General features: G+C 60.0%; 15 protein-coding genes. 5 read left to right on the top strand and 10 right to left on the bottom strand.

Annotation, left to right across the window (positions count from 1 at the left end):
* Positions 1-93 precede the first annotated feature (93 nt).
* From sthA to D7241_RS03315, 10 genes are all read right to left on the bottom strand, one after another.
* Positions 94-1,488, bottom strand: coding sequence for a Si-specific NAD(P)(+) transhydrogenase (gene sthA / locus D7241_RS03360; RefSeq protein ID WP_255980505.1), 1,395 nt, complete (start codon positions 1,486-1,488; stop codon positions 94-96).
* Between the two features lie 134 nt (positions 1,489-1,622).
* Positions 1,623-1,853: a (Na+)-NQR maturation NqrM gene (nqrM, locus tag D7241_RS03355; protein ID WP_408100308.1), complete on the bottom strand. Its 231-nt coding sequence runs from the start codon at positions 1,851-1,853 to the stop codon at positions 1,623-1,625.
* Positions 1,850-2,875 (bottom strand): FAD:protein FMN transferase, encoded by a 1,026-nt coding sequence (locus D7241_RS03350; RefSeq protein ID WP_408100307.1) that lies wholly within the window; start codon positions 2,873-2,875, stop codon positions 1,850-1,852. The genes nqrM and D7241_RS03350 overlap by 4 nt, the downstream gene beginning before the upstream one ends.
* A gap of 1 nt (position 2,876) precedes the next feature.
* The gene (gene nqrF, locus D7241_RS03345; RefSeq protein WP_255980511.1) at positions 2,877-4,100 is read right to left on the bottom strand and encodes an NADH:ubiquinone reductase (Na(+)-transporting) subunit F; all 1,224 of its coding nucleotides are present in this window, start codon (positions 4,098-4,100) and stop codon (positions 2,877-2,879) included.
* Between the two features lie 15 nt (positions 4,101-4,115).
* On the bottom strand, positions 4,116-4,724 hold the full coding sequence (gene nqrE / locus D7241_RS03340; RefSeq protein WP_255980513.1) for an NADH:ubiquinone reductase (Na(+)-transporting) subunit E: 609 nt from the start codon (positions 4,722-4,724) through the stop codon (positions 4,116-4,118).
* Positions 4,724-5,398, bottom strand: a complete 675-nt coding sequence (locus D7241_RS03335; RefSeq protein ID WP_255980515.1) for an NADH:ubiquinone reductase (Na(+)-transporting) subunit D — start codon at positions 5,396-5,398, stop codon at positions 4,724-4,726. Before D7241_RS03335 ends, nqrE begins: the two co-directional genes overlap by 1 nt.
* Entirely contained in the window at positions 5,395-6,183 is a 789-nt protein-coding gene (locus D7241_RS03330) for a Na(+)-translocating NADH-quinone reductase subunit C (protein WP_255980517.1), read from the bottom strand. The genes D7241_RS03335 and D7241_RS03330 overlap by 4 nt, the downstream gene beginning before the upstream one ends.
* Positions 6,176-7,387, bottom strand: a complete 1,212-nt coding sequence (locus D7241_RS03325; protein ID WP_255980519.1) for an NADH:ubiquinone reductase (Na(+)-transporting) subunit B — start codon at positions 7,385-7,387, stop codon at positions 6,176-6,178. Before D7241_RS03325 ends, D7241_RS03330 begins: the two co-directional genes overlap by 8 nt.
* 3 nt (positions 7,388-7,390) lie before the next feature.
* Positions 7,391-8,728 (bottom strand): Na(+)-translocating NADH-quinone reductase subunit A, encoded by a 1,338-nt coding sequence (locus tag D7241_RS03320; RefSeq protein ID WP_255980521.1) that lies wholly within the window; start codon positions 8,726-8,728, stop codon positions 7,391-7,393.
* A 325-nt stretch (positions 8,729-9,053) separates the two neighbouring features.
* Positions 9,054-10,505: a glyceraldehyde-3-phosphate dehydrogenase gene (locus D7241_RS03315; RefSeq protein WP_408100306.1), complete on the bottom strand. Its 1,452-nt coding sequence runs from the start codon at positions 10,503-10,505 to the stop codon at positions 9,054-9,056.
* A 157-nt stretch (positions 10,506-10,662) separates the two neighbouring features.
* Between D7241_RS03315 and mfd the strand changes: the two genes are divergently transcribed.
* From mfd to D7241_RS03290, 5 genes are all read left to right on the top strand, one after another.
* A complete protein-coding gene (gene mfd / locus D7241_RS03310; protein WP_408100305.1) occupies positions 10,663-14,112 on the top strand; it encodes a transcription-repair coupling factor in 3,450 nt (1,149 codons plus the stop codon).
* Positions 14,113-14,175: 63 nt separating this feature from the next.
* On the top strand, positions 14,176-17,457 hold the full coding sequence (locus tag D7241_RS03305) for an SNF2-related protein (RefSeq protein ID WP_408100304.1): 3,282 nt from the start codon (positions 14,176-14,178) through the stop codon (positions 17,455-17,457).
* A 269-nt stretch (positions 17,458-17,726) separates the two neighbouring features.
* Positions 17,727-18,281, top strand: coding sequence for a hypothetical protein (locus D7241_RS03300; protein WP_408100303.1), 555 nt, complete (start codon positions 17,727-17,729; stop codon positions 18,279-18,281).
* 80 nt (positions 18,282-18,361) lie between these two features.
* The gene (locus tag D7241_RS03295) at positions 18,362-19,378 is read left to right on the top strand and encodes a ligase-associated DNA damage response exonuclease (protein ID WP_408100302.1); all 1,017 of its coding nucleotides are present in this window, start codon (positions 18,362-18,364) and stop codon (positions 19,376-19,378) included.
* Between the two features lie 88 nt (positions 19,379-19,466).
* Positions 19,467-21,173, top strand: coding sequence for an ATP-dependent DNA ligase (locus D7241_RS03290; RefSeq protein WP_408100301.1), 1,707 nt, complete (start codon positions 19,467-19,469; stop codon positions 21,171-21,173).
* Positions 21,174-21,280: the final 107 nt, after the last annotated feature.

Below are 21,280 nucleotides of genomic sequence, written 5' to 3'. Positions count from 1 at the left end.
TTCTACCGATTCCTGATCAAAAGCTTTCCCGGTTTGGCCAACGCCAATCTTGGGTATCGTCTCCGACCGGCTCAGGCCACCGGTCGGAGCCGCTTAAAAAAGCCGGTTGAGCCCGTCGAACGCAGCCACGCGATAAGCTTCAGCCATAGTCGGGTAGTTGAAGGTGGTGTTGATGAAATACTTGATGGTATTCGCCTCACCCGGCTGGTTCATGATTGCCTGACCGATATGCACGATCTCTGAAGCCTGATAGCCGAAGCAATGCACGCCGAGCACCGCCAGCGTCTCGCGATGGAAAAGAATTTTCAGCATGCCGACCGGCTCGGCAGAAATCTGCGCTCGCGCCATTCCCTTGAAAAACGCCTTGCCCACTTCGTAGGGAATCTTCGCTTCGGTGAGCTCTCGTTCGTTCTTGCCGATCGAGCTGATCTCCGGAATGGTGTAGATCCCAGTCGGCACGTCGTCGACGAAGCGCCAGCTATCGTTCTCGACGATGCTACCTGCAGCCGAACGGCCCTGGTCGTATGCAGCGCTGGCCAGCGATGGCCAGCCGATCACATCACCGGCCGCGTAGATGTTGCCGACGTCGGTACGGTAATGCTCGTCGACCTTTATCTGCCCGCGACTGTTGACCTTGAGGCCGATGTTTTCCAGGGCCAGCTTGTCGGTATTGCCGGTCCGCCCGTTACACCAGAGGAAGGCGTCTGCCTTGATCTTCTTGCCTGATTTGAGATGCAGGATGACACCGTTGTCCACCCCTTCAACGCGCTCGTACTCCTCGTTGTGACGGATCAGCACGTTGTTGTTGCGTAAGTGATAACTCAGCGCATCGGAAATCTCGTCATCAAGGAAGCTGAGCAACTGATCGCGATTGTCGATCAGGTCGACCAGTACGCCGAGGCCGCTGAAGATCGATGCGTATTCTGAGCCGATCACACCGGCTCCGTAGATGATCAAGCGACGCGGCGTATGGCTTAGGGTCAGGATGGTGTCGCTGTCATAGACACGCGGGTGCGAGAAGTCGACATCGGACGGGCGGTAGGGCCGCGAACCGGTGGCAATGATGAACTGATTGGCAACCAGCTTTTCGACCATACCGTTGGCACTGACCACCTCGACTGTCTGCTCGTCGGCAAAGCTCGCGGTGCCAAAGAACAAATCGATACGGTTACGCGCGTAGTAGCCGGTACGCGATGTGACCTGCTTGCCGATTACGCTCTCAGCACTCTTGAGCACGTCAGGGAACGAAAACCAGCGCGGTTCGCCGATCTGGCGGAACAGCGGATTGGTGTTGTACTGCATGATCTGCCGCACCGAGTGGCGCAACGCCTTGGAAGGGATGGTCCCCAGATGGGTGGAGTTGCCGCCAACGTGCGGTCTGCTGTCGACCACGGCGACCTTGCGTCCCGCCTTGACCGCATTCATTGCCGCACCTTCGCCGGCAGGGCCTGAGCCCAGTATCACCACATCGTAGTTGTAGACAGCCATATTCACCCCTGAACACGCAGCAGGCAGCCCTGCCGCTGTTAACGAATTCGGTAGATCTAGAAGGGGGCGTCATTCGCTGAAGCGCCGCCGCCCCGAGCCGTTGTTACGCCGATGCAACCCGAGCGGCACGACTGTCAGCGTCTGGTCGCATCGTATGCGAGATCTGCTTTTGCGCCCTGGCTCGTCTGCTGTTTCACTTCTTCGCATTTTTCGCGACTGCCGCCGCAAATCGAGCACTCTTTCTCGATGCCGAGATTGGCAATACCCCCGCAGGACCCTGCGATGGGCTTGCGTCCCATGATCACGCCAATGGACATGCCGAACACAACCAACAACATGACGAGAAAAACAATTAACCAAGTCATTGCTCCGCTCCCGCACCGAACAGCTCATTAAAGGCTTCGGTGCTTCTGCTTACGAATTCCTGTCCTTCGCGAACCACGAAGAACGCTGCAATTTTCCGTTCAGTCGCAAACGTCAGGCCACGCTCAGGACCCAGCACCATGAGCACAGTAGACAACCCGTCGGCGCGCAATGTCGATGGATCGACCACCGTCACCGCCGCCAAGTGGTGGTCGATAGGGGCACCGGTCTGCGGATCCAGCGTGTGCGAATAGCGTTTGCCGTCACGCTCGAAATAGTTGCGGTAATCGCCGGACGTAGAAACGGCATAGCCGTCCAGCTCAATGATCCGCTGCGCAACACGCTCGTTATCCCGAGGCGCCTCGATGGCAATGCGCCATGGCGATCCGTCCGGCTTATGGCCTTGAGCCTTGAGTTCACCGGTGATTTCCACCAGATAACTGCTGACCCCGGATGCTTCGAGGGCTGCCACCACCTGATCAACCGCATAGCCAGCCGCAATGCTATTGAAATCGACCTGAACGGCTGCGTCCTTGCAAAGCTGTTCACCGTCGATCCGAAGATATTGCTGACCAATATTCTGACGAACGCTGACGATTTCCTCGGCAGAGGGCACCCGTTCGCCGCGGCCGTGCGGGCCGAAGCCCCACAGATTGAGCAACGGCTCGATGGTCAGATCCAGCGCACCGTTGCTTTCTTCCGAAAGCTGCTGCCCTGCCAGGATCAGCTTACGGACTCCGCTCGGCATGGCCATGCACTCATGTGCAGGCAAGGCGTTGAAGGTTTCGATATCCGAGTCGGCGCGGTAGGTCGAGAGCTGCTTGTCGATCTCCGCAAGTATCGACTCAGTCTCGCGCTGCAGCTGTTCCTTGGCAGCGGCCTTGTCTCCGGCCACATACTTCACCGAATAGGTGCTGCCCATGGTTGGTCCGCCAAAGCTTTCTACCTTGTCCTGAAATAGACAACCCGTCAGGGCTGTCGCCAGAGCGACAACGATGACGGGCTGTAGTAACGCTTGGGTCATGCTAGCCGCCGAAGTCGTCGAGCAGAATGTTCTCCGGCTCGACGCCTAGGTCCGTGAGCATCTTGATCACCGAGGCGTTCATCATCGGCGGACCGCACATGTAGAACTCGCAATCTTCCGGAGCCGGATGGTCCTTCAGATAGTTCTCGAGCAGAACGTTGTGGATGAAGCCAGTCGGGCCGTCCCAGTTATCTTCAGGTTGCGGATCGGACAGCGCCAAGTGCCACTGGAAATTGTCATTTTCCGCCTGCAGCTGATCGTATTCCTCGACATAGAACGCCTCGCGCATGGAGCGCGCGCCGTACCAGAAGGTCATCTTGCGTTTGGACTTCAGGCGCTTGAGCTGATCGAAGATATGTGAACGCATCGGCGCCATGCCCGCACCGCCGCCGATGAAGACCATCTCGGCATCGGTGTCCTTGGCGAAGAACTCACCGAATGGACCGTAGACGGTGACCTTGTCGCCCGGTTTTAGGCTGAACACCCAGGAGGACATCTTGCCCGGAGGCAGATCGTCCTTGCCTGGTGGGGGTGAAGCAATACGGATGTTGAATTTCACCAGACCGACTTCTTCCGGGTAGTTCGCCATGGAGTAGGCCCGGATCACGGTTTCGTCGACCTTCGATACGTACTTCCACTGGTTGAACTTATCCCAGTCCCCTCGATATTCCTCCTGAATATCGAAGTCTTTGTAGCGGACCTCGTGCGGCGGGCATTCCAGCTGAACATAACCACCGGCACGGAAGTCCACGTTCTCGCCTTCCGGAAGTGTCAGGGTCAGCTCCTTGATAAAGGTAGCGACGTTCGGATTGGAAAGCACGGTGCATTCCCACTTCTTCACACCGAATACTTCTTCCGGCACCTCGATCTTCATGTCTGTCTTGACCGGGGTCTGGCAGGACAGGCGCCAGCCCTCTCCCGCCTCGCGGCGGGTGAAGTGCGACTCCTCGGTGGGCAGCATCTCGCCGCCGCCGCTCTCGACAATGCACTTGCACTGTGCACAGGTGCCGCCGCCACCACAGGCCGACGACAAGAAGATATTGTTGGACGCAAGGGTCTGTAGCAGCTTGCCGCCGGCGGGCACGGTGATGGTGCGTTCGCCGTTGATCTCAATGCTGATGTCGCCGCTGGAAACGAGCTTGGCGCGTGCCGCCAGGATGATCACCACCAGCGCAAGCACGATGGCAGTGAACATGCCAATGGCGAGGAAAATTTCGTAACTCATCTGTTCATCCCGTCCTTAGAGCTGTACGCCAGAGAATGACATGAAGCCCAGCGACATCAGGCCGATGGTGATGAAAGTGATACCCAGCCCTTGCAGACCCTCCGGCACATCGCTGTACTTCAGCTTCTCGCGGATACCTGCCAGCAACGCAATGGCCAGCGCCCAAGAAGCACCGGAACCCAGGCCGTAGACCGTACTTTCTGCCAGGTTGTAATCACGCTCTACCATGAACAGAGAACCAGCCATGATGGCGCAGTTCACAGTGATCAATGGCAGGAAAACCCCCAGGGCGTTATACAAACTGGGAACGTACTTATCGAGCAGCATCTCCAGGATCTGCACGATCGCCGCGATCACGCCGATGTAGCTGAGCAGACCCAGAAAGCTCAGATCGACGTCTGGCAGCCCTGCCCAGGACAAGGCTCCGGCCTTGAGCAGATAGGTATAGATCAGGTTGTTGGCCGGCACGGTGATGGCCTGCACCACGATGACCGCGATACCCAAGCCTATCGCCGTTTCCACCTTCTTCGAGATCGCGATGAAGGTGCACATACCGAGAAAGAACGCCAGAGCCATGTTCTCGATGAACACGGCACGGACGAACAGACTGATGTAGTGCTCCATTAGTAAGCCTCCTTGTTCGAGACTTGCGGCGCCATCTTGAAGGAAGGCTTCTCGACCTGCTCCCTCTTCCAACTGCGGATGCCCCAGATGATCAGTCCGATCAGGAAGAACGCAGACGGCGGAAGCAACAGCAAGCCGTTGGGCTGGTACCAACCGCCATCGTTGACCACCGGAATGATCGTGTAGCCCATCAGCTTGCCGGCACCGAACAGCTCGCGGAAGATGCCGAGAACAATCAGCATGGCGCTGTAGCCGAGACCGTTACCGATTCCATCGAAGAACGACAGTATCGGCGGGTTCTGCATGGCGAAGGCTTCGGCTCGCCCCATCACGATGCAGTTGGTGATGATCAGGCCGACAAATACCGATAGCTGCTTGGACAGCGAGAAGGCGTAGGCTTTGAGGATCTGATCCACCACGATTACCAATGACGCAATGATCACCATCTGCACAATCATGCGGATACTGCCTGGAATCTGTGAGCGAATCATCGAAATGAACATGCTCGAAAAGGCAGTCACCAGTGTTAGCGCGATGGACATCACCAAAGCGGTTTTCAGGTTCGAAGTAACAGCCAGGGCCGAACAGATACCAAGAATCTGCAGACCGATGGGGTTGTTGTTGAAGACCGGATTGAACAGGACTTCCTTAACGGTAGGTTGCGACATGATCAAGCCTCCCCAGCGCGTAGGTTAGCGATAAATGGTCCGAAGCCATCCTCGCCCAACCAGAAATGCAACAGGTTATTCACTCCGTTACTGGTCAGCGTCGCACCGGCCAGGGCATCGACTTGGTGGTCAGCCTGCGGGCTTTGCGGATCGACACCACCCTTGACTGCCTCAATGGCCAGCTCGCCATCCTCGTTGAACAGTTCTTTGCCCTGCCACTGACTGCGCCACTTCGGGTTGTCTACTTCACCGCCAAGACCCGGAGTCTCGCCGTGCTGATAGAAACCCAGACCCTCAACGGTATTCAGGTCGCCCTGAATGGCTACAAAACCATACAGAGTGGACCACAGCCCGTAGCCACGAACCGGGACGATCAGCGTCTCAAGCTCGCCATTTTCTTCGACGATATACACGACACTGTAACGCTCACGGCGTTTGATCGAGGCGATGTCCTCATCACTTGGCAGCGCTTTCGAAAGTTCGGGGTCCTTGGCAGCGACCAAGGGGTCGAAGCTGTTCGGATCGAACTCATCGCTGAACTTTCCGGTTTGCAAATCGACCAGCTTGGCAACGATACGCTCACCGTACAGGGTCTTGACCTGCTTGGCAGACATACCCGCCTCACCCAGGCCGGCAATCGCCAGAATGCTGCGCTGCTTGTCCAGCTGACGATTTTCCATCTGCGTCGGACGCAAAGCCACAGCCGCGCCGGCGACAAATACCGAGCAAACCAGGCAGACCAGCAGGGCCACCACCAGCGTTCGGGTAGTGGATTCTTTTTGACTAGACATTACGTGCCAGCCTCCGCTTGATATTGGCCTGAATGACAAAGTGGTCAATCAACGGTGCACAAAGGTTGGCGAACAGGATTGCCAGCATCATGCCTTCTGGGAAGGCCGGATTGACCACACGGATCAACACGACCATGACGCCGATGAAGATGCCGAACACCCACTTGCCGGTATTGGTCATGGATGCCGAAACCGGATCGGTAGCCATGTAGATCAAGCCAAAGGCGAAACCACCCACCACCATATGCCAGTACCAGGGCATGGCAAACATCGGATTGCTGTCGGAGCCGATCAGGTTGAACAAGAAGCTCAGCCCGATCATGCCGAGCATCACGCCCGAAACGATGCGCCAGGAGGCGATCTTGGTCATCAGCAATACCGCACCGCCGATGAAGATGGCCAGCGTACTGGTTTCACCGAGCGAGCCGTGAATGGTTCCAACGAAAGCGTCCATCCAGGTGATACCACTGGCGATTACGTTTTCCATGCCGCCGGCAAAGCTCAGGCTGAGTGCGGTAGCACCGGCGAAGCCATCTACTGCAGTCCAGACCGCGTCACCCGACATCTGCGCCGGATAGGCGAAGAATAGAAAGGCACGGCCGGTAAGGGCCGGGTTGAGGAAGTTCTTGCCGGTGCCGCCGAAAATCTCCTTACCGATTACGATACCGAAGCTGATACCCAGGGCGACCTGCCAGAGCGGAATGCTCGGCGGAAGCGTCAGGGCGAACAACACCGAAGTAACAAAGAAGCCTTCGTTGACTTCGTGCTTGCGGATCGAGGCGAACAGCACTTCCCAGAAACCGCCAACGATGAACGTCACCGCATAGACTGGCAGGAAGTAGGCCGCCCCCTGAATGAAGTTATCCCACAGGCTGTTCGGATCGAACCCAGCCAGCGCGCTGATCAGCGCCATGCGCCAGCCTTCCTGCGCAGCAAGCAGATCAGGGCTTTGTGCATAGATCAGGTTGGCTTGGTAGCCAGTGTTCCACATGCCGAAGAACATCGCCGGGAAGGTGCACAGCCAGACCGTGATCATCATCCGTTTGAGGTCGATGCCGTCACGCACGTGAGCCGTGGTCTTGGTCACGCTGCCAGGACGATAGAGGAAGGTGTCCGCGGCTTCGTAGAGTGCATACCACTTCTCGTACTTGCCGCCCTTCTCGAAGTTGTGCTCGATCTTGTCGAGGTATTCGCGAATGCCCATACCTTACCCCTCCTTCTCGATACGGGTCAGATTGTCCCGCAGGATCGGGCCGTATTCATATTTGCCGGCACAGACATAGGTGCACAGTGCCAAATCTTCTTCATCCAGTTCCAGGCAGCCGAGCTTCTGCGCCACCTCGGTATCACCGACGATCAAGGAACGCAGCAATTGGGTCGGCAGGATGTCCAGCGGCATGACTTCCTCATAGTTACCCACCGGCACCATGGCGCGAGGACTGCCGTTGGTGGATGTGGAGAACGCGAACTTCTTGCCACCCATCAGCTTCGAGATATAGATATTGAGGATCGAATGCTTGTCGCTACCGGCACGCAGGTAATGCAGCATCTCGCGCTCTTTGCCTTCACGTAGACAGGAAATCTGCTGGTGATAACGACCGAGGAAGGCGAAAGCCCCATGTGCCGTGCGTCCGCCCAGCACTGAGCCGGACACCACGCGATTCCCACCGGGCTGCAGCTCACCGGCCGTCAGCTCGTCGAGGCTGGCGCCCAGGCGTGTCCGCACGAGGCGTGGATTTTCCACCACCGGACCGGCAAGCGAAACCACACGCTCGACCGACAGGCGACCAGTGGTGAACAACGCACCGATTGCAATCACGTCTTGATAGCCGATGGTCCAGACACTCTTGCTGGCGCTAACCGGATCGAGGAAATGGATGTGCGTACCGGCCAGGCCCGCTGGATGCGGGCCGGAGAAGATTTCGGACTTTACCTTGGCGAGCTGCTCGCCTGGCAACGAAGCGCCCTCTGCCTTGCACAGGAATAATTTGCCAAGGTTGCCGAGCACTTTCAGGCCCGCTTCGAAATCATCGGCACGCTCGCCAATGATCACCGCCGGATCGGCAGCCAGTGGATGGGTGTCGATAGCCGTGACGAAAATGGAGCTGGGCACGGCGTCGATCGCCGGCACCTTGCTGTAGGGGCGCGTACGCAGGGCTGCCCAGAGGCCCGATTGCTGCAGGTTCTCACGAACCTGTGCATCGCTGAGCCCTTCAAGTTCGCCAGCGCCGTACTGGCTGAACGTCATCTCGTCCGTTCCATCGAGGTCAATGACCACCGATTGCAGAACGCGCTTCTCGCCACGATGAATAGCGCTGACCACACCTGAGCCAGGCGCGGTGAAATGAACCCCAGGAGTCTTCTTGTCGGAAAACAGAACCTGCCCCAATTTGACGCGATCGCCGACCTGAACTTCCATCGTCGGCTTCATGTCGGGGTAATCAAACCCTAATACGGCGACGCTTCGGACGGGCCTTCCAGCCTCGATACGCTGCGTCGGCGTACCTGCAATGGGCAAATCAAGCCCACGTTTTATATTGATCATCGGTTCGCTAACCACTGATTTAAAAGTCTTTTTTACGAGCCCGACGGCTTGGCTAAAAGTCGAATTGCACGACGCGCACTGATGAATTATCAGCGCGGCGCTATGCCGCGGGTCCAGGTAGAAATCCGCCCGATTATAGAGGCCACGACCCGTGACTGACCACCCAAGGCCTTCCAATTTTTTGACTCGGGACCGGCAGCCACCTATAACCATCTATTGACGCCGGGCTCTACGAACACCCTGAACGGCCGAATTTTCCGCCGAATTTTCCTAGAGTTGAATGCAAAACGGGAGCCGAAGCTCCCGTTTATCGACACCCGGCGCCTTAGCGTGGGAAGGCTGGCGGATTGACGCCTGCCATGTCCTCCATCACACGCACCACCTGGCAGCTATAGCCAAACTCGTTGTCATACCAGACGTAGAGCACAACGCGGTTATCACTGCAGATGGTCGCCTCGGCATCCACCACGCCGGCGTGCCGCGAGCCGACGAAATCACTGGATACAACTTCCAGCGAGTTGACGTAGTCGATCTGCTTCTGCAGATCCGAGTGCATCGCCATTTGACGCAGGTACTCGTTGATCTCCTCGCGCGTGGTGGCTTTTTCCAGGTTCAGATTGAGAATAGCCATGGAAACGTTCGGCGTCGGTACGCGAATGGCATTGCCAGTCAGCTTGCCCTTGAGCACCGGCAGCGCCTTGGCGGCCGCCGTAGCGGCACCAGTCTCGGTGATCACCATATTCAACGCAGCACTACGACCGCGACGACTGCCTTTGTGGAAGTTATCGATCAGGTTCTGGTCGTTGGTATAGGAGTGCACAGTTTCCACGTGGCCGTTAACGATGCCGTACTGATCGTTGACGGCCTTGAGCACCGGCACGATGGCATTGGTGGTGCAGGAGGCCGCGGAGACGATCTTGTCGTCAGCGCTAATTTCACCGTGGTTAATGCCATGAACGATGTTCTTCAGCTCGCCTTTGCCTGGCGCTGTCAGCACTACGCGTGCAACGCCTGGACACTTCAGATGCTGGCCAAGACCTTCGGAATCACGCCATTTGCCAGTGTTGTCGACCAGCAGTGCGTTCTCGATGCCGTATTGGGTGTAATCCACCGAGGCCGGGTCATTCGAGTAAATCACCTGAATCAGGTTGCCGTTGGCGGTGATGGTGTTGTTTTCGGCATCGATATGGATGGTGCCTTCGAACGGACCGTGCACCGAGTCACGGCGCAGCAGGCTGGCGCGCTTGACCAGGTCATTCTCGGCACCCTTGCGCACGACGATGGCACGCAGGCGCAGGCCGTCGCCGCCGCCGGTCTTCTCGATGAGAATGCGCGCCAGCAGGCGGCCAATGCGACCGAAACCGTAGAGCACCACGTCGGTACCCTTGTGCACGCCGGTGGTGTTGCGCTTGCCGGCCACTTCAACCAGTTCGTCACGCACGAACTGATCGAGGTTGCGGCCGTTGCCCTCGGCCTTGTACTTGGCGACGACTTTACCCAGGTCGACCGAAGCGGCGCCCAGATTCATGTCGCTCATAGTGGCGAGAATCTGATGCGTCTCGTGCACACAGAGTTCGGCTTCGTCAGCCTGACGATGACGAGCAAAGCGATGGGCCTTGAGCAGCGCGATGACCGAGCGATTGATCAAGCCACGGCCGTAGATGGAAGTCACCACGTTATTGTTACGATACAGCTGACCAATCAGCGGAATCATCGCTTCGGCGAGGGCTTCTCGATCAATCCATTCACCAAGACACTGGTCGGGCTTCTGAGTCACGGGCAGTTCCTTCCAACATGTAGGGGCTGAGAAAAGGGGCTACATTATGCCGACGCACCCTAGCGTCGGCAATCTGTGCAGCGGAAACACTGACAGCGTCCCGCGCGGATAGTTACAATCCGCGCGGTCCATTTTTCGACCGGAGCCACGCCCACTCGTGTCCGTATTGCGCCTTCCGCCCATGCCTGCCGCCAGCGGCAAGCAAACCTGGGGCAACCTTCCCGGAGCCGCGCTGAGCCTGGCCATTGCCGAAGCAGCCAGCAACGCAAAGCGATTCACTCTTCTTCTCACGGCCGACAGTCAGAGCGCCGAGCGCCTGCAGGAAGAACTAGGCTTCTTCGCGCCAGAGTTGCCAGTGCTGCATTTTCCTGACTGGGAAACATTGCCCTATGACGTTTTTTCGCCGCATCAGGACATCATTTCCCAGCGTATTGCGACGCTTTACCAGCTGCCTGAGCTGACCCATGGCGTGCTGGTAGTTCCTATCACCACAGCGCTACACAGGCTTGCGCCCAAGCGCTTCCTGCTCGGCTCCAGTCTGGTGTTGGATATAGGACAGAAGCTCGACGTCGAACAGATGCGCGCACGCCTGGAAGCTGCCGGCTACCGTTGCGTCGACACGGTGTATGAGCATGGCGAGTTCGCCGTACGCGGCGCACTGATCGACTTGTTCCCTATGGGCAGCGCCCTGCCCTATCGCATCGACCTGTTCGATGACGAGATCGAGACGCTGCGTACTTTCGATCCAGAGAACCAGCGCTCGATCGACAAGGTCGAGTCGATTCGCCTGCTGCCGGCCCGTGAGTTTCCGTTGAAGAAAGAGTCGGTGACCGGCTTTCGCGCACGTTTCCGTGAGCGTTTCGATGTGGATTTCCGTCGCTGCCCGGTCTATCAGGATCTCTCCACAGGGATCACGCCAGCGGGCATCGAGTACTACCTTCCGCTGTTCTTCGACGAAACCTCGACGTTGTTCGACTACCTGCCAGAAGACACGCAGGTGTTTTCCCTGCCTGGCATCGAGCAGGCTGCGGATAATTTCTGGAAAGACGTGCGAAATCGCTACGAAGAACGCCGCGTCGATCCTGAACGCCCGCTGTTGCCGCCTACCGAATTGTTCGTACCGGTGGAAGATTGCTTCGCCCGGCTGAAGCTGTGGCCACGGGTTGTTGCGAGTCACGACGACGTCGAACCCGGCATTGGCCGCGAGCGTTTCCCCGCCAGCCTGTTTCCGGAACTGGCGATCGATGCCAAGGCCAGCGAACCACTAGGCGCGCTGCGTCGCTTTCTCGATGAGTTTTCTGGCCGCGTACTCTTCACCGCCGAATCCGCCGGCCGCCGCGAAGTGCTGCTGGAATTGCTCGCGCGGCTGAAACTGCGGCCGCAGGAGGTCGCCGGCTGGCCGCAATTCGTCGAAAGCACGGAGCGCCTGGCGATCACCATCGCCCCACTGGATGACGGGTTATTGCTTCAGGACCCGGCACTGGCGCTGATAGCGGAAAGTCCGCTGTTCGGCCAACGCGTCATGCAGCGTCGGCGCCGCGAGAAAGGCCGCGACGCTGGCGAAAACGTCATCAAGAACCTTACCGAGCTGCGCGAAGGCGCGCCGGTGGTTCATATCGACCACGGGGTTGGACGCTACCAAGGCTTGGTCACACTGGAAATCGAAGGCCAGGCCGCCGAGTTCCTCCAGCTGCAATATGCCGAGGAAGCCAAACTTTACGTGCCGGTCGCCAGCCTGCATCTGATCGCCCGCTACACCGGCAGCGACGACGCACTGGCGCCGCTGCATCGCCTGGGCTCGGAGACTTGGCAAAAAGCCAAGCGCAAGGCCGCCGAGCAAGTCCGTGATGTTGCCGCCGAACTGCTGGATATCTATGCCCGACGTGCAGCGCGTGAAGGCTATGCCTTTGCCGATCCGCAGCTCGACTACGAAACCTTCAGCGCCGGCTTCCCCTTCGAGGAGACGCCTGATCAGCAGGCCGCCATCGAAGCCGTGCGCAGCGACATGCTCGCGCCCAAGCCGATGGATCGCTTGATCTGCGGCGATGTCGGCTTCGGCAAGACAGAAGTGGCGATGCGCGCAGCCTTTATCGCCGTACACAGCGGGCGTCAGGTCGCGGTATTGGTACCAACCACCCTGCTCGCCCAACAGCACTACAACAGCTTCCGTGACCGCTTCGCCGACTGGCCGGTTCGGGTTGAGGTGATGAGCCGCTTCAAATCCACCAAGGAAATTCAGGGCGCGGTGCAGGAACTGGCCGAAGGGAAAGTGGATATCCTGATTGGCACCCACAAGCTGCTGCAGGACGATGTGAAGTTCACCAATCTAGGTTTGGTCATCATCGATGAGGAGCACCGTTTCGGCGTTCGCCAGAAGGAACAGCTCAAGGCCCTGCGCAGCGAGGTGGACATCCTCACGCTGACCGCCACGCCGATTCCGCGCACGCTGAACATGGCGGTCGCCGGCATGCGCGACTTGTCGATCATCGCCACACCACCGGCTCGGCGGTTGTCGGTGCGCACCTTTGTCATGGAACAGCAGAACTCCGTGATCAAGGAAGCCCTGCTTCGCGAGCTGCTCCGCGGCGGTCAGGTCTATTACTTGCACAACGATGTGAAGACCATCGAGAAATGCGCTGCCGACCTCGCCGCCCTGGTGCCCGAGGCGCGCATTGGCGTCGGTCACGGGCAGATGCGCGAGCGCGAGCTGGAACAGGTGATGGGCGACTTCTATCACAAGCGCTTTAACGTGCTGATCGCCTCGACCATCATCGAGACCGGCATCGACGTGCCCAGCGCCAACACCATCATCATCGAGCGTGCGGACAAGTTCGGCCTGGCTCAGCTGCACCAACTTCGCGGCCGAGTCGGGCGTAGTCACCACCAGGCCTACGCCTATTTGCTGACGCCGCCACGCAAGGCCATGACGCCTGATGCCGAAAAGCGCCTGGAAGCCATCGCCAATGCGCAGGACTTGGGTGCCGGCTTTGTCCTGGCGACTCACGACTTGGAAATCCGCGGTGCTGGCGAGCTGCTAGGCGACGGCCAGAGTGGGCAGATCCAGGCGGTCGGCTTCACCCTTTATATGGAAATGCTCGAACGCGCAGTCAAATCCATCCAGAAAGGCGAACAGCCGAATCTCGATCAACCACTAGGGGGCGGCCCGGAGATCAACCTGCGCGTGCCGGCGTTGATTCCCGAAGATTATCTGCCGGATGTGCATGCACGACTGATCCTCTACAAGCGCATCGCCAACGCCGCCGACGAGAACGGATTACGTGAGCTACAAGTGGAAATGATCGATCGCTTCGGCCTGTTGCCCGAGCCGGCCAAGCATCTGGTACGTCTGACACTGCTCAAGCTGCAGGCTTCCGGCCTCGGCATCAGCAAGATCGACGCCGGCCCGCAAGGCGGGCGAATCGAGTTCACCGCAGACACCAGCGTCGACCCGATGGTGCTGATCAAGCTGATCCAGAGCCAACCCAACCGCTACAAGTTCGAGGGTGCTACCGTGTTCAAATTCCAAGTGCCTATGGAGCGTGCCGAGGAACGCTTCAATACTCTGGAAGCGCTGCTCGAGCGTCTGGCCCCAACGCAAGGCCAGTAATACGTTCGCCCGCCCGGCGCAGCACCGCTGCGCCGGCTTGACCACCGACCCTAGCCGGTAGCTATGCCCGACGCGTTTTTCGACCATATCCCCGAACCTTGGACGGCCTACTTCTCGCCCCTTGCCCTGAGCCGTGGCCAGGAATACGCCAAGCAGGAGCGGGTTCGGATCGAGCAGCAAGCGGACCAGCGGGTTATCGCCAGCTGCCTTGGCTCCGGCAGCAACCGCTACCGCCAGACGCTTTCTTTTAGCCCACGCGGGGAATTGCACTGTCTGTGCACCTGCCCGGTAGGCTGGGTCTGCAAACACGCGGCGGCGGTCCTGTATGTGCTTGAGCGACAACAAACGGAACTCAACGAACCCGCTGACAAAACGCAAGACGGCCTGCCCGGCGCGCTGCAAACTTGGCTTTCGCAACTACCCGAAGCCCTCGGCGAAGCGCCTGCAGCGTTACCGCAGAACAGCCTGCGTTATCTGATCGAGCCAGACCTAACCGTTGCCGTATTCAAGGTGCGCCAGCTCAAGGACGGCAGCGTCAGCGATATTCAACCTTATTTCGCGATGCGCGAGGCGAGCTTCCGCCAGCCGCGCTTCCTGCAACCGATCGACCTGCGCATCGCAGCCCTGCTGAGCCTTTGCAAGAGTGCCGGCCACAGCTTCTGGCTCGACGGCCCGAACGGCGGCGAAGCATTGCGTCTGGCGCTGGAAACTGGACGTGCCTATCTGAATTTCGAACAGCCGCCGCTGCAGCCCGGCCTTTGTCGCGAGGTCCGGCTGGAATGGCGCGACGCCAGCGACGGCGCTCTGCGTGTCAACCTGGCGCCAGAGGGCACCGAACTGCTCACGGCGGTCGACCCGCTCCATTATCTGGACAAGACTCGCAACGAAATCGGCATGGTTCGCCACGGGCTAAACGATGCGTTGGCACGGCACCTGATCGGCGCCCCAGAGGTGCCCGCTGGCCAGGTCGCGCTATTCAGCCTCTCGCTGAGCGACATTGCTCCGGAACTGCCCGCGCCCGCTCGGCCGACCGAAAGGCGCATCGACGACCTTCTTCCCCAGGCACGGCTGATACTCGGCAGCCGTCACGTCACGAACTACCACGCCGCTAGCGGACGGATGATCAACGACCAACAGCACCGCGCCGGACTCAGCTTCGTCTATGACTGCAGCGCCGTACACGGCAAAAGCAAAGCTGCAGAGCGGGTTCGCCAGATCAATGGCCAGGATGTGCTCAGCATTGCCCGCCAACCCACGGCCGAGCAGGCCTTGCGCCAGCGCCTTCAGCAGCTGGGCCTGCGCCCTGCTCTGCGGCAGAGTCAGGCGCTGCCGAAGGACTCGGCGGAAATGTTCGAGCTGCCCAACGAAGCCGCCTGGCTGCACTTCGCCGAGCAACTGCCACAGCTGCGCGACGAAGGCTGGGAGATCGTCATTCAGCCAGGCTTCGCCTACGACCTCACCGCTATAGACGATTGGTATGCCCAAGTGGAGGAATCGCCGGAGCACAGCTGGTTCGACCTGGAACTGGGCATTGTCGTCGAAGGCGAGCGCATCAGCCTGCTACCGGTGCTTCTCGACGTGATCCGCAAGAATCCGACGCTGCTCGCTGCGCCGCAGCTGGCCCAGCGCGGCGACGATGAAACACTGCGGGTGCAGCTGCGCCAGCGCGACAACGCTCAGCCGCTTCAGGTGATGCTGCCGTTCGGCCGGCTCAAGTCGATCCTCGCGACGTTGGGCGACTTATACCTGCAACCGGAGCTCGGCAATAGCCTGCGGCTGGATCAGGCCGACGCCGTACGCTTGAATCACCTGGAGCAGTTGCCGCTGGACTGGCAGGGTGGCGAGCGGTTACGCGATTTCGGCCGGCGCCTGCTGGACTACAAGCAGCAACCCTGCGGGGCACCGACCGGTCTGAATGCCGAACTGCGTCCCTATCAGCTTGAGGGTCTGAGCTGGATGCAAACCCTGCGTGCACTGGAAGTCGGAGGCATTCTTGGGGACGACATGGGTCTGGGCAAGACCCTGCAGACCCTGGCCCACCTGCTTACCGAAAAACAGGCCGGGCGCCTAGACCGTCCCAGCCTGGTCGTCATGCCCACCAGCCTGATACCCAACTGGCAGGACGAAGCGGCGCGGTTCACTCCGGATCTGCGGCTGCTGACCCTGCATGGCACGGCGCGGCACAAGCACTTCGATGCGCTGGGCGATTACGATGTCCTGCTGACCACCTATGCGCTGTTGCCCCGGGATATCGAGCCGCTAAGCGAACAACCTCTTCACGTGCTGATCCTGGACGAGGCGCAGAACATCAAGAACGCCAGCAGCAAGGCCGCCCAGGCTGCCAGCCGGCTGCAAGCGCGGCAACGCCTGTGCCTGACCGGCACGCCAATGGAAAACCACCTCGGCGAACTGTGGTCATTGTTCCACTTCCTGATGCCAGGCTGGCTGGGTAACGCCAAGGAGTTCAACCGCACCTATCGCACACCGATCGAAAAGCATGGCAACCAGGAGCGGCTGCAACATCTGATCGGCCGTATTCGTCCCTTCCTCCTGCGTCGTCACAAGGAACAGGTGGCCCGCGAACTCCCACCGAAAAACGAGATTGTGCATTGGGTGGACCTGACCCCGGCCCAACGCGATCTATACGAGACGGTGCGTTTGGCGATGGATCGCAAGGTCCGCGAGGAGATCGACCGCAAGGGCTTGGCACGCAGCCAGATCGTCATTCTCGAAGCGCTGCTCAAGCTGCGCCAGGTCTGCTGCGACTTGCGCCTGGTCAAGGGTGAAGCGGGCCGTTCGGCCAAGAGCGGCTTTTCCGGCAAGCTGGACAGCTTGCTGGACATGCTCCAGGAACTGCTCGCCGAAGGCCGCCGCGTGCTGCTGTTTTCACAGTTCACCTCGATGCTGGCGCTGATCGAGGACAGCCTGCGTCAGCGCGGCATCGATTATGTGCAGATCACCGGCGAAACCCGAGACCGACGCACCCCGGTACAGCGTTTCCAACGCGGTGAGGTGCCGGTATTCCTGATCAGCCTGAAAGCCGGCGGCACCGGCCTCAACCTTACCGCCGCCGACACCGTCATTCATTACGATCCCTGGTGGAATCCAGCCGCCGAGAACCAGGCCACCGACCGCGCCTACCGCATCGGCCAAGACAAACCGGTGTTCGTCTACCGCCTGATCACACGTGGCACCGTCGAAGAACGCATTCAGCAATTACAGCGACGCAAGGCCGACCTGGCCGCCGGCGTGCTGGATTCAGGCAACCAGGGCGAGTGGCAGTTGGAGCAGAACGATATCGAGGCACTGCTCGCCCCGTTGGGAAGCTTGAGGACTGAGGATTGAGACTTCCAGTTTCAGGCGGCGGGTAGGCTGGACGCCTTCGCTCGTTACCTTGCATGAGCAGCTCCCTCTCCCCTCGGTGAAAGTACGCAGCAAGCCAGGGGAGAGGGCTGGGGTGAGGGAGAAGCTGTTATCCCCAAGCCTGACAAGCCCCCACAAGGAACCGCCTTTAAGGCCGACCTCCAACGGCTTTTTGATGCCCGCCGCTTTCAAGCCCGAAATCCAATCTCTATGATCAACACATCGGCCCCGCCCAATATAGGAACGTAATCATGAGCCGCTATGAGATCGCCTTTTCCGGCCAACTCGCACCGGGCGCCACGCTGGAACAGGTCGAGGCCAACCTCACGCGCCTGTTCCAGGCCGATGCCCAGCGCATCGCGCTGCTGTTTTCCGGTCGTCGGATAGTGATCAAGCAGGACCTGGACTACGCCAACGTTGAAAAATACCGCGAAGCCATGGCCCGTGCCGGTGCGATCGCCGAGGTTCGAGCCCTACCGGTGGAAGTCGAAGAGATCGAACTGGCCCCGCCGCCAGCGGTAGAGTCCACGACGCCAGCAGCCACCCAAACCTCTACGGCCGCGCCGTCGCCGCTCAAGGTCGTGCCTCGCGACGAATACATGGCAGCTTTTGTCGACGTCGAGGCGCCGGACTTCGGTATTGCACCGGTAGGTGCCGACTTGCAGGATGCCCGTGCGCCTGCTCAAGCGCCCGCCGTTGACCTTTCGCAGTTCAGCCTGGCCCCTGTGGGCAGCGACATGGGTGAACGCCGCCGCGCCAGCGATGCACCGGTACCTGACACTTCGCACCTGAAACTGCAGGACTGAACCTATCGGGCGGCGTCCGCCCGAACTCCTTCAGCCCCGACAGGCTCCAACCCTACAAGCCCTCAAAGTGCCTGTATTCAATGGACCTTGTCGTTGCCCGCCCAGAAGGCCTCTACTGCCCGCCCGGCGATTTCTATATCGATCCCTGGCGTCCGGTCGACCGCGCCGTGATCACCCATGCCCACGGCGACCACGCCCGCTGGGGCATGAACCATTACCTGGCGTCCAGCGACAGCGAAGGCATCCTACGCTCGCGAATCGCGCCGGATATGCCGCTGCAAACGCTGGCGTACGGTGAATCCATCGACCATCACGGCGTAAAACTCAGCTTTCACCCCGCCGGCCATGTGCTTGGCTCGGCGCAGGTACGCCTGGAATATCGCGGCGAAGTCTGGGTCGCCTCAGGAGACTACAAGGTCGAGCCCGATGGCACTTGCGCCCCCTTCGAGCCGGTGCGCTGCCATACTTTCATCACCGAATCGACCTTCGGCTTGCCCATCTATCAATGGCCATCGCAGACCGAAGTATTCCGAGAAATCAACGACTGGTGGCGGGCCAACGCCGCGGTAGGCCGTGCCAGCGTGTTGTTCTGCTATGCCTTTGGCAAGGCGCAGCGGATTCTTCACGGGCTCGATGAAAGCATCGGCACGGTGGTGGTGCACGGCGCTGTCGAACCATTGAACAAGGTTTACCGCGAAGCCGGCGTTTACCTTCCGCCGACCGTTTATGCGGGAGATCTGAAAAAGGGCGACCCGCGCCTGAAGCAGGCGATCATCCTCGCCCCGCCCTCGGCTGGCGGCAGTACCTGGATGCGCCGATTCGGCGACTATGCCGACGCCTTCGCCAGCGGCTGGATGATGTTGCGCGGCACGCGCCGCCGTCGCGGTGTCGACCGTGGTTTCGTACTTTCCGACCACGCCGACTGGCCCGGCCTGCTTTGGGCCATCGAACAGACCGGCGCCGAGCGGGTGATGGTCACCCATGGCTCGGTGCCGGTGCTGGTGCGCTACCTGCGTGAAATGCGCGGCCTCGATGCGCAGGCCTTCGAAACCGAATATGGCGACGAAGATGATGCGCCTGAACCGGAGGTTCAGTGATTCTCCATTCCTGCTCCGCCCTGCTCCCCTGTAGGAGCGAGCTTGCTCGCGAAGCCCTTTCAATCGCTACTTGGCACGGCGGCGTCCGATGAAAGCCTTCGCCACGCTCTACAGCCGCCTCGATGCCACCACCTCGAGCAACGCCAAGCTCGCCGCTATGCGCGATTATTTTCGGGAAGCCGACCCTGCCGACGCCGCTTGGGCCGTGTACTTTCTCGCCGGCGGGCGACCGCGCCAACTGGTGCCGACGCGGGTATTGCGTGAAACGGCCATGCAGACCTCGGGCTTACCTGAGTGGCTATTCGAGGAGAGTTATCAAGCCGTCGGCGACATGGCCGAGACCATCTCGCTGCTCATTCCCGAATCTGCCCATAGCTCCGACGACGGCCTCGCCGTGTGGATGCAGGACAAGTTGCTGCCGCTACGCGGACAGCCGCCCGAAGAACTGGCCGTACGCCTGCCGGAGCTATGGGCGCAATTGGACCGCCTGAGTCTGATGGTCTGCATCAAGCTGATCACCGGCGCCTTTCGCGTCGGCGTGTCGAAGCTTCTGGTAACCCGCGCGCTGGCCTCTCTGGTGGACCTCGATCCCAAGCGCGTGGCGCAGCGGCTGGTGGGCTATACAGACCTATCGCACCGGCCGAGTGCTGAAGGCTACCTCGCCCTGATTGCCGATGAATCGGAGCACGAGCACGCACAGCGCGGCGGCCAGCCCTACCCCTTCTTTCTAGCTCACTCGCTGCAAGCGCCGGTGGACGAGTTCGAGACGCTGCTTGGCTCGCCGGAGAACTGGATCATCGAATGGAAGTGGGACGGCATCCGCGCCCAGCTGGTCAAACGTGACGGGCAGATATGGATCTGGTCACGCGGCGAAGAATTGGTCAGCGACCGCTTCCCCGAGCTCTGCGAACTGGCCGGGTGCCTGCCGGATGGCACCGTGATCGACGGTGAAATCGTGGTCTGGAAGTCGCAACCGACAGAGCAGCCAGCCGCGCTATTCGAGAGTTCATCCGCAACAGGCAGCGAGCCGGCCCGCTTCGGCGTACAGCCCTTTGCCCTGCTGCAACAGCGAATCGGCCGCAAGAACCTCACTGCCAAGGTGCTTGAAGACGCACCCGTCGCGGTGCTCGCTTACGACCTCTTGGAATGGCAAGGCGAAGACTGGCGCCAACGACCACACCGTGAGCGACGAGCGCAACTCGATACGGTCGTAGCACAATGCCCCAACCCGATCCTGATGGCCTCGCCCTTGATCGAAGGCAGCGATTGGGCTGATCTGGCTCGCCAGCGCGAGGCATCCCGTGAGTTGGGGGTGGAAGGGATGATGATCAAGGCTCGCGCGGCGCAGTACGGCGTGGGTCGCACCAAAGATGTCGGCACCTGGTGGAAATGGAAGATCGACCCCTACTCGGTAGACGCGGTATTGATCTATGCCCAGCGAGGCCACGGCCGCCGCGCCAGCCTTTACACCGATTTCACCTTTGCCGTCTGGGACGGCGAACCAGGCGCGCCGGAGCGCAAGCTGGTGCCCTTCGCGAAAGCCTATTCGGGGCTGACCGATGAGGAAATGCGTAAGGTCGACGCCATCGTGCGCAAGACCACCGTGGAGAAATTCGGCCCAGTGCGCAGCGTGACGCCGACGCTGGTATTTGAACTCGGCTTCGAGGGCATCGCCGCCAGCAGCCGGCACAAAAGCGGCATCGCCGTCCGCTTCCCGCGCATGCTGCGTTGGCGCCACGACAAGCCGGTCGAGGAAGCCGATACGCTGGAGACGTTGAAGGAATTGCTGGGATGACGCGGCCATGCGCTCCCGTAGGGACCAATATGCTCGCGACCCACAACCACGCGGCGGCGTCTGTTCGCGAGCAAGCTCGCTCCTACAAGTGCCATGTCGCACCTCAA

Source organism: Stutzerimonas sp. VN223-3 (genome assembly GCF_045999685.1).
Taxonomy (GTDB): domain Bacteria; phylum Pseudomonadota; class Gammaproteobacteria; order Pseudomonadales; family Pseudomonadaceae; genus Stutzerimonas; species Stutzerimonas stutzeri_AR.
This window is presented reverse-complemented; position numbering and strand designations above follow the sequence as displayed.

Excerpts from the sequence above, each read along its gene's own strand:
- nqrM (WP_408100308.1), bottom strand. The coding sequence starts at position 1,853 with ATGACTTGGTTAATTGTTTTTCTCGTCATGTTGTTGGTTGTGTTCGGC.
- D7241_RS03350 (WP_408100307.1), bottom strand. The coding sequence starts at position 2,875 with ATGACCCAAGCGTTACTACAGCCCGTCATCGTTGTCGCTCTGGCGACA.
- D7241_RS03300 (WP_408100303.1), top strand. The coding sequence starts at position 17,727 with ATGAGCCGCTATGAGATCGCCTTTTCCGGCCAACTCGCACCGGGCGCC.
- sthA (WP_255980505.1), bottom strand. The coding sequence starts at position 1,488 with ATGGCTGTCTACAACTACGATGTGGTGATACTGGGCTCAGGCCCTGCC.
- nqrF (WP_255980511.1), bottom strand. The coding sequence starts at position 4,100 with ATGAGTTACGAAATTTTCCTCGCCATTGGCATGTTCACTGCCATCGTG.
- D7241_RS03295 (WP_408100302.1), top strand. The coding sequence starts at position 18,362 with ATGGACCTTGTCGTTGCCCGCCCAGAAGGCCTCTACTGCCCGCCCGGC.
- nqrE (WP_255980513.1), bottom strand. The coding sequence starts at position 4,724 with ATGGAGCACTACATCAGTCTGTTCGTCCGTGCCGTGTTCATCGAGAAC.
- D7241_RS03330 (WP_255980517.1), bottom strand. The coding sequence starts at position 6,183 with ATGTCTAGTCAAAAAGAATCCACTACCCGAACGCTGGTGGTGGCCCTG.
- D7241_RS03290 (WP_408100301.1), top strand. The coding sequence starts at position 19,467 with ATGAAAGCCTTCGCCACGCTCTACAGCCGCCTCGATGCCACCACCTCG.
- D7241_RS03325 (WP_255980519.1), bottom strand. The coding sequence starts at position 7,387 with ATGGGCATTCGCGAATACCTCGACAAGATCGAGCACAACTTCGAGAAG.
- D7241_RS03320 (WP_255980521.1), bottom strand. The coding sequence starts at position 8,728 with ATGATCAATATAAAACGTGGGCTTGATTTGCCCATTGCAGGTACGCCG.
- D7241_RS03305 (WP_408100304.1), top strand. The coding sequence starts at position 14,176 with ATGCCCGACGCGTTTTTCGACCATATCCCCGAACCTTGGACGGCCTAC.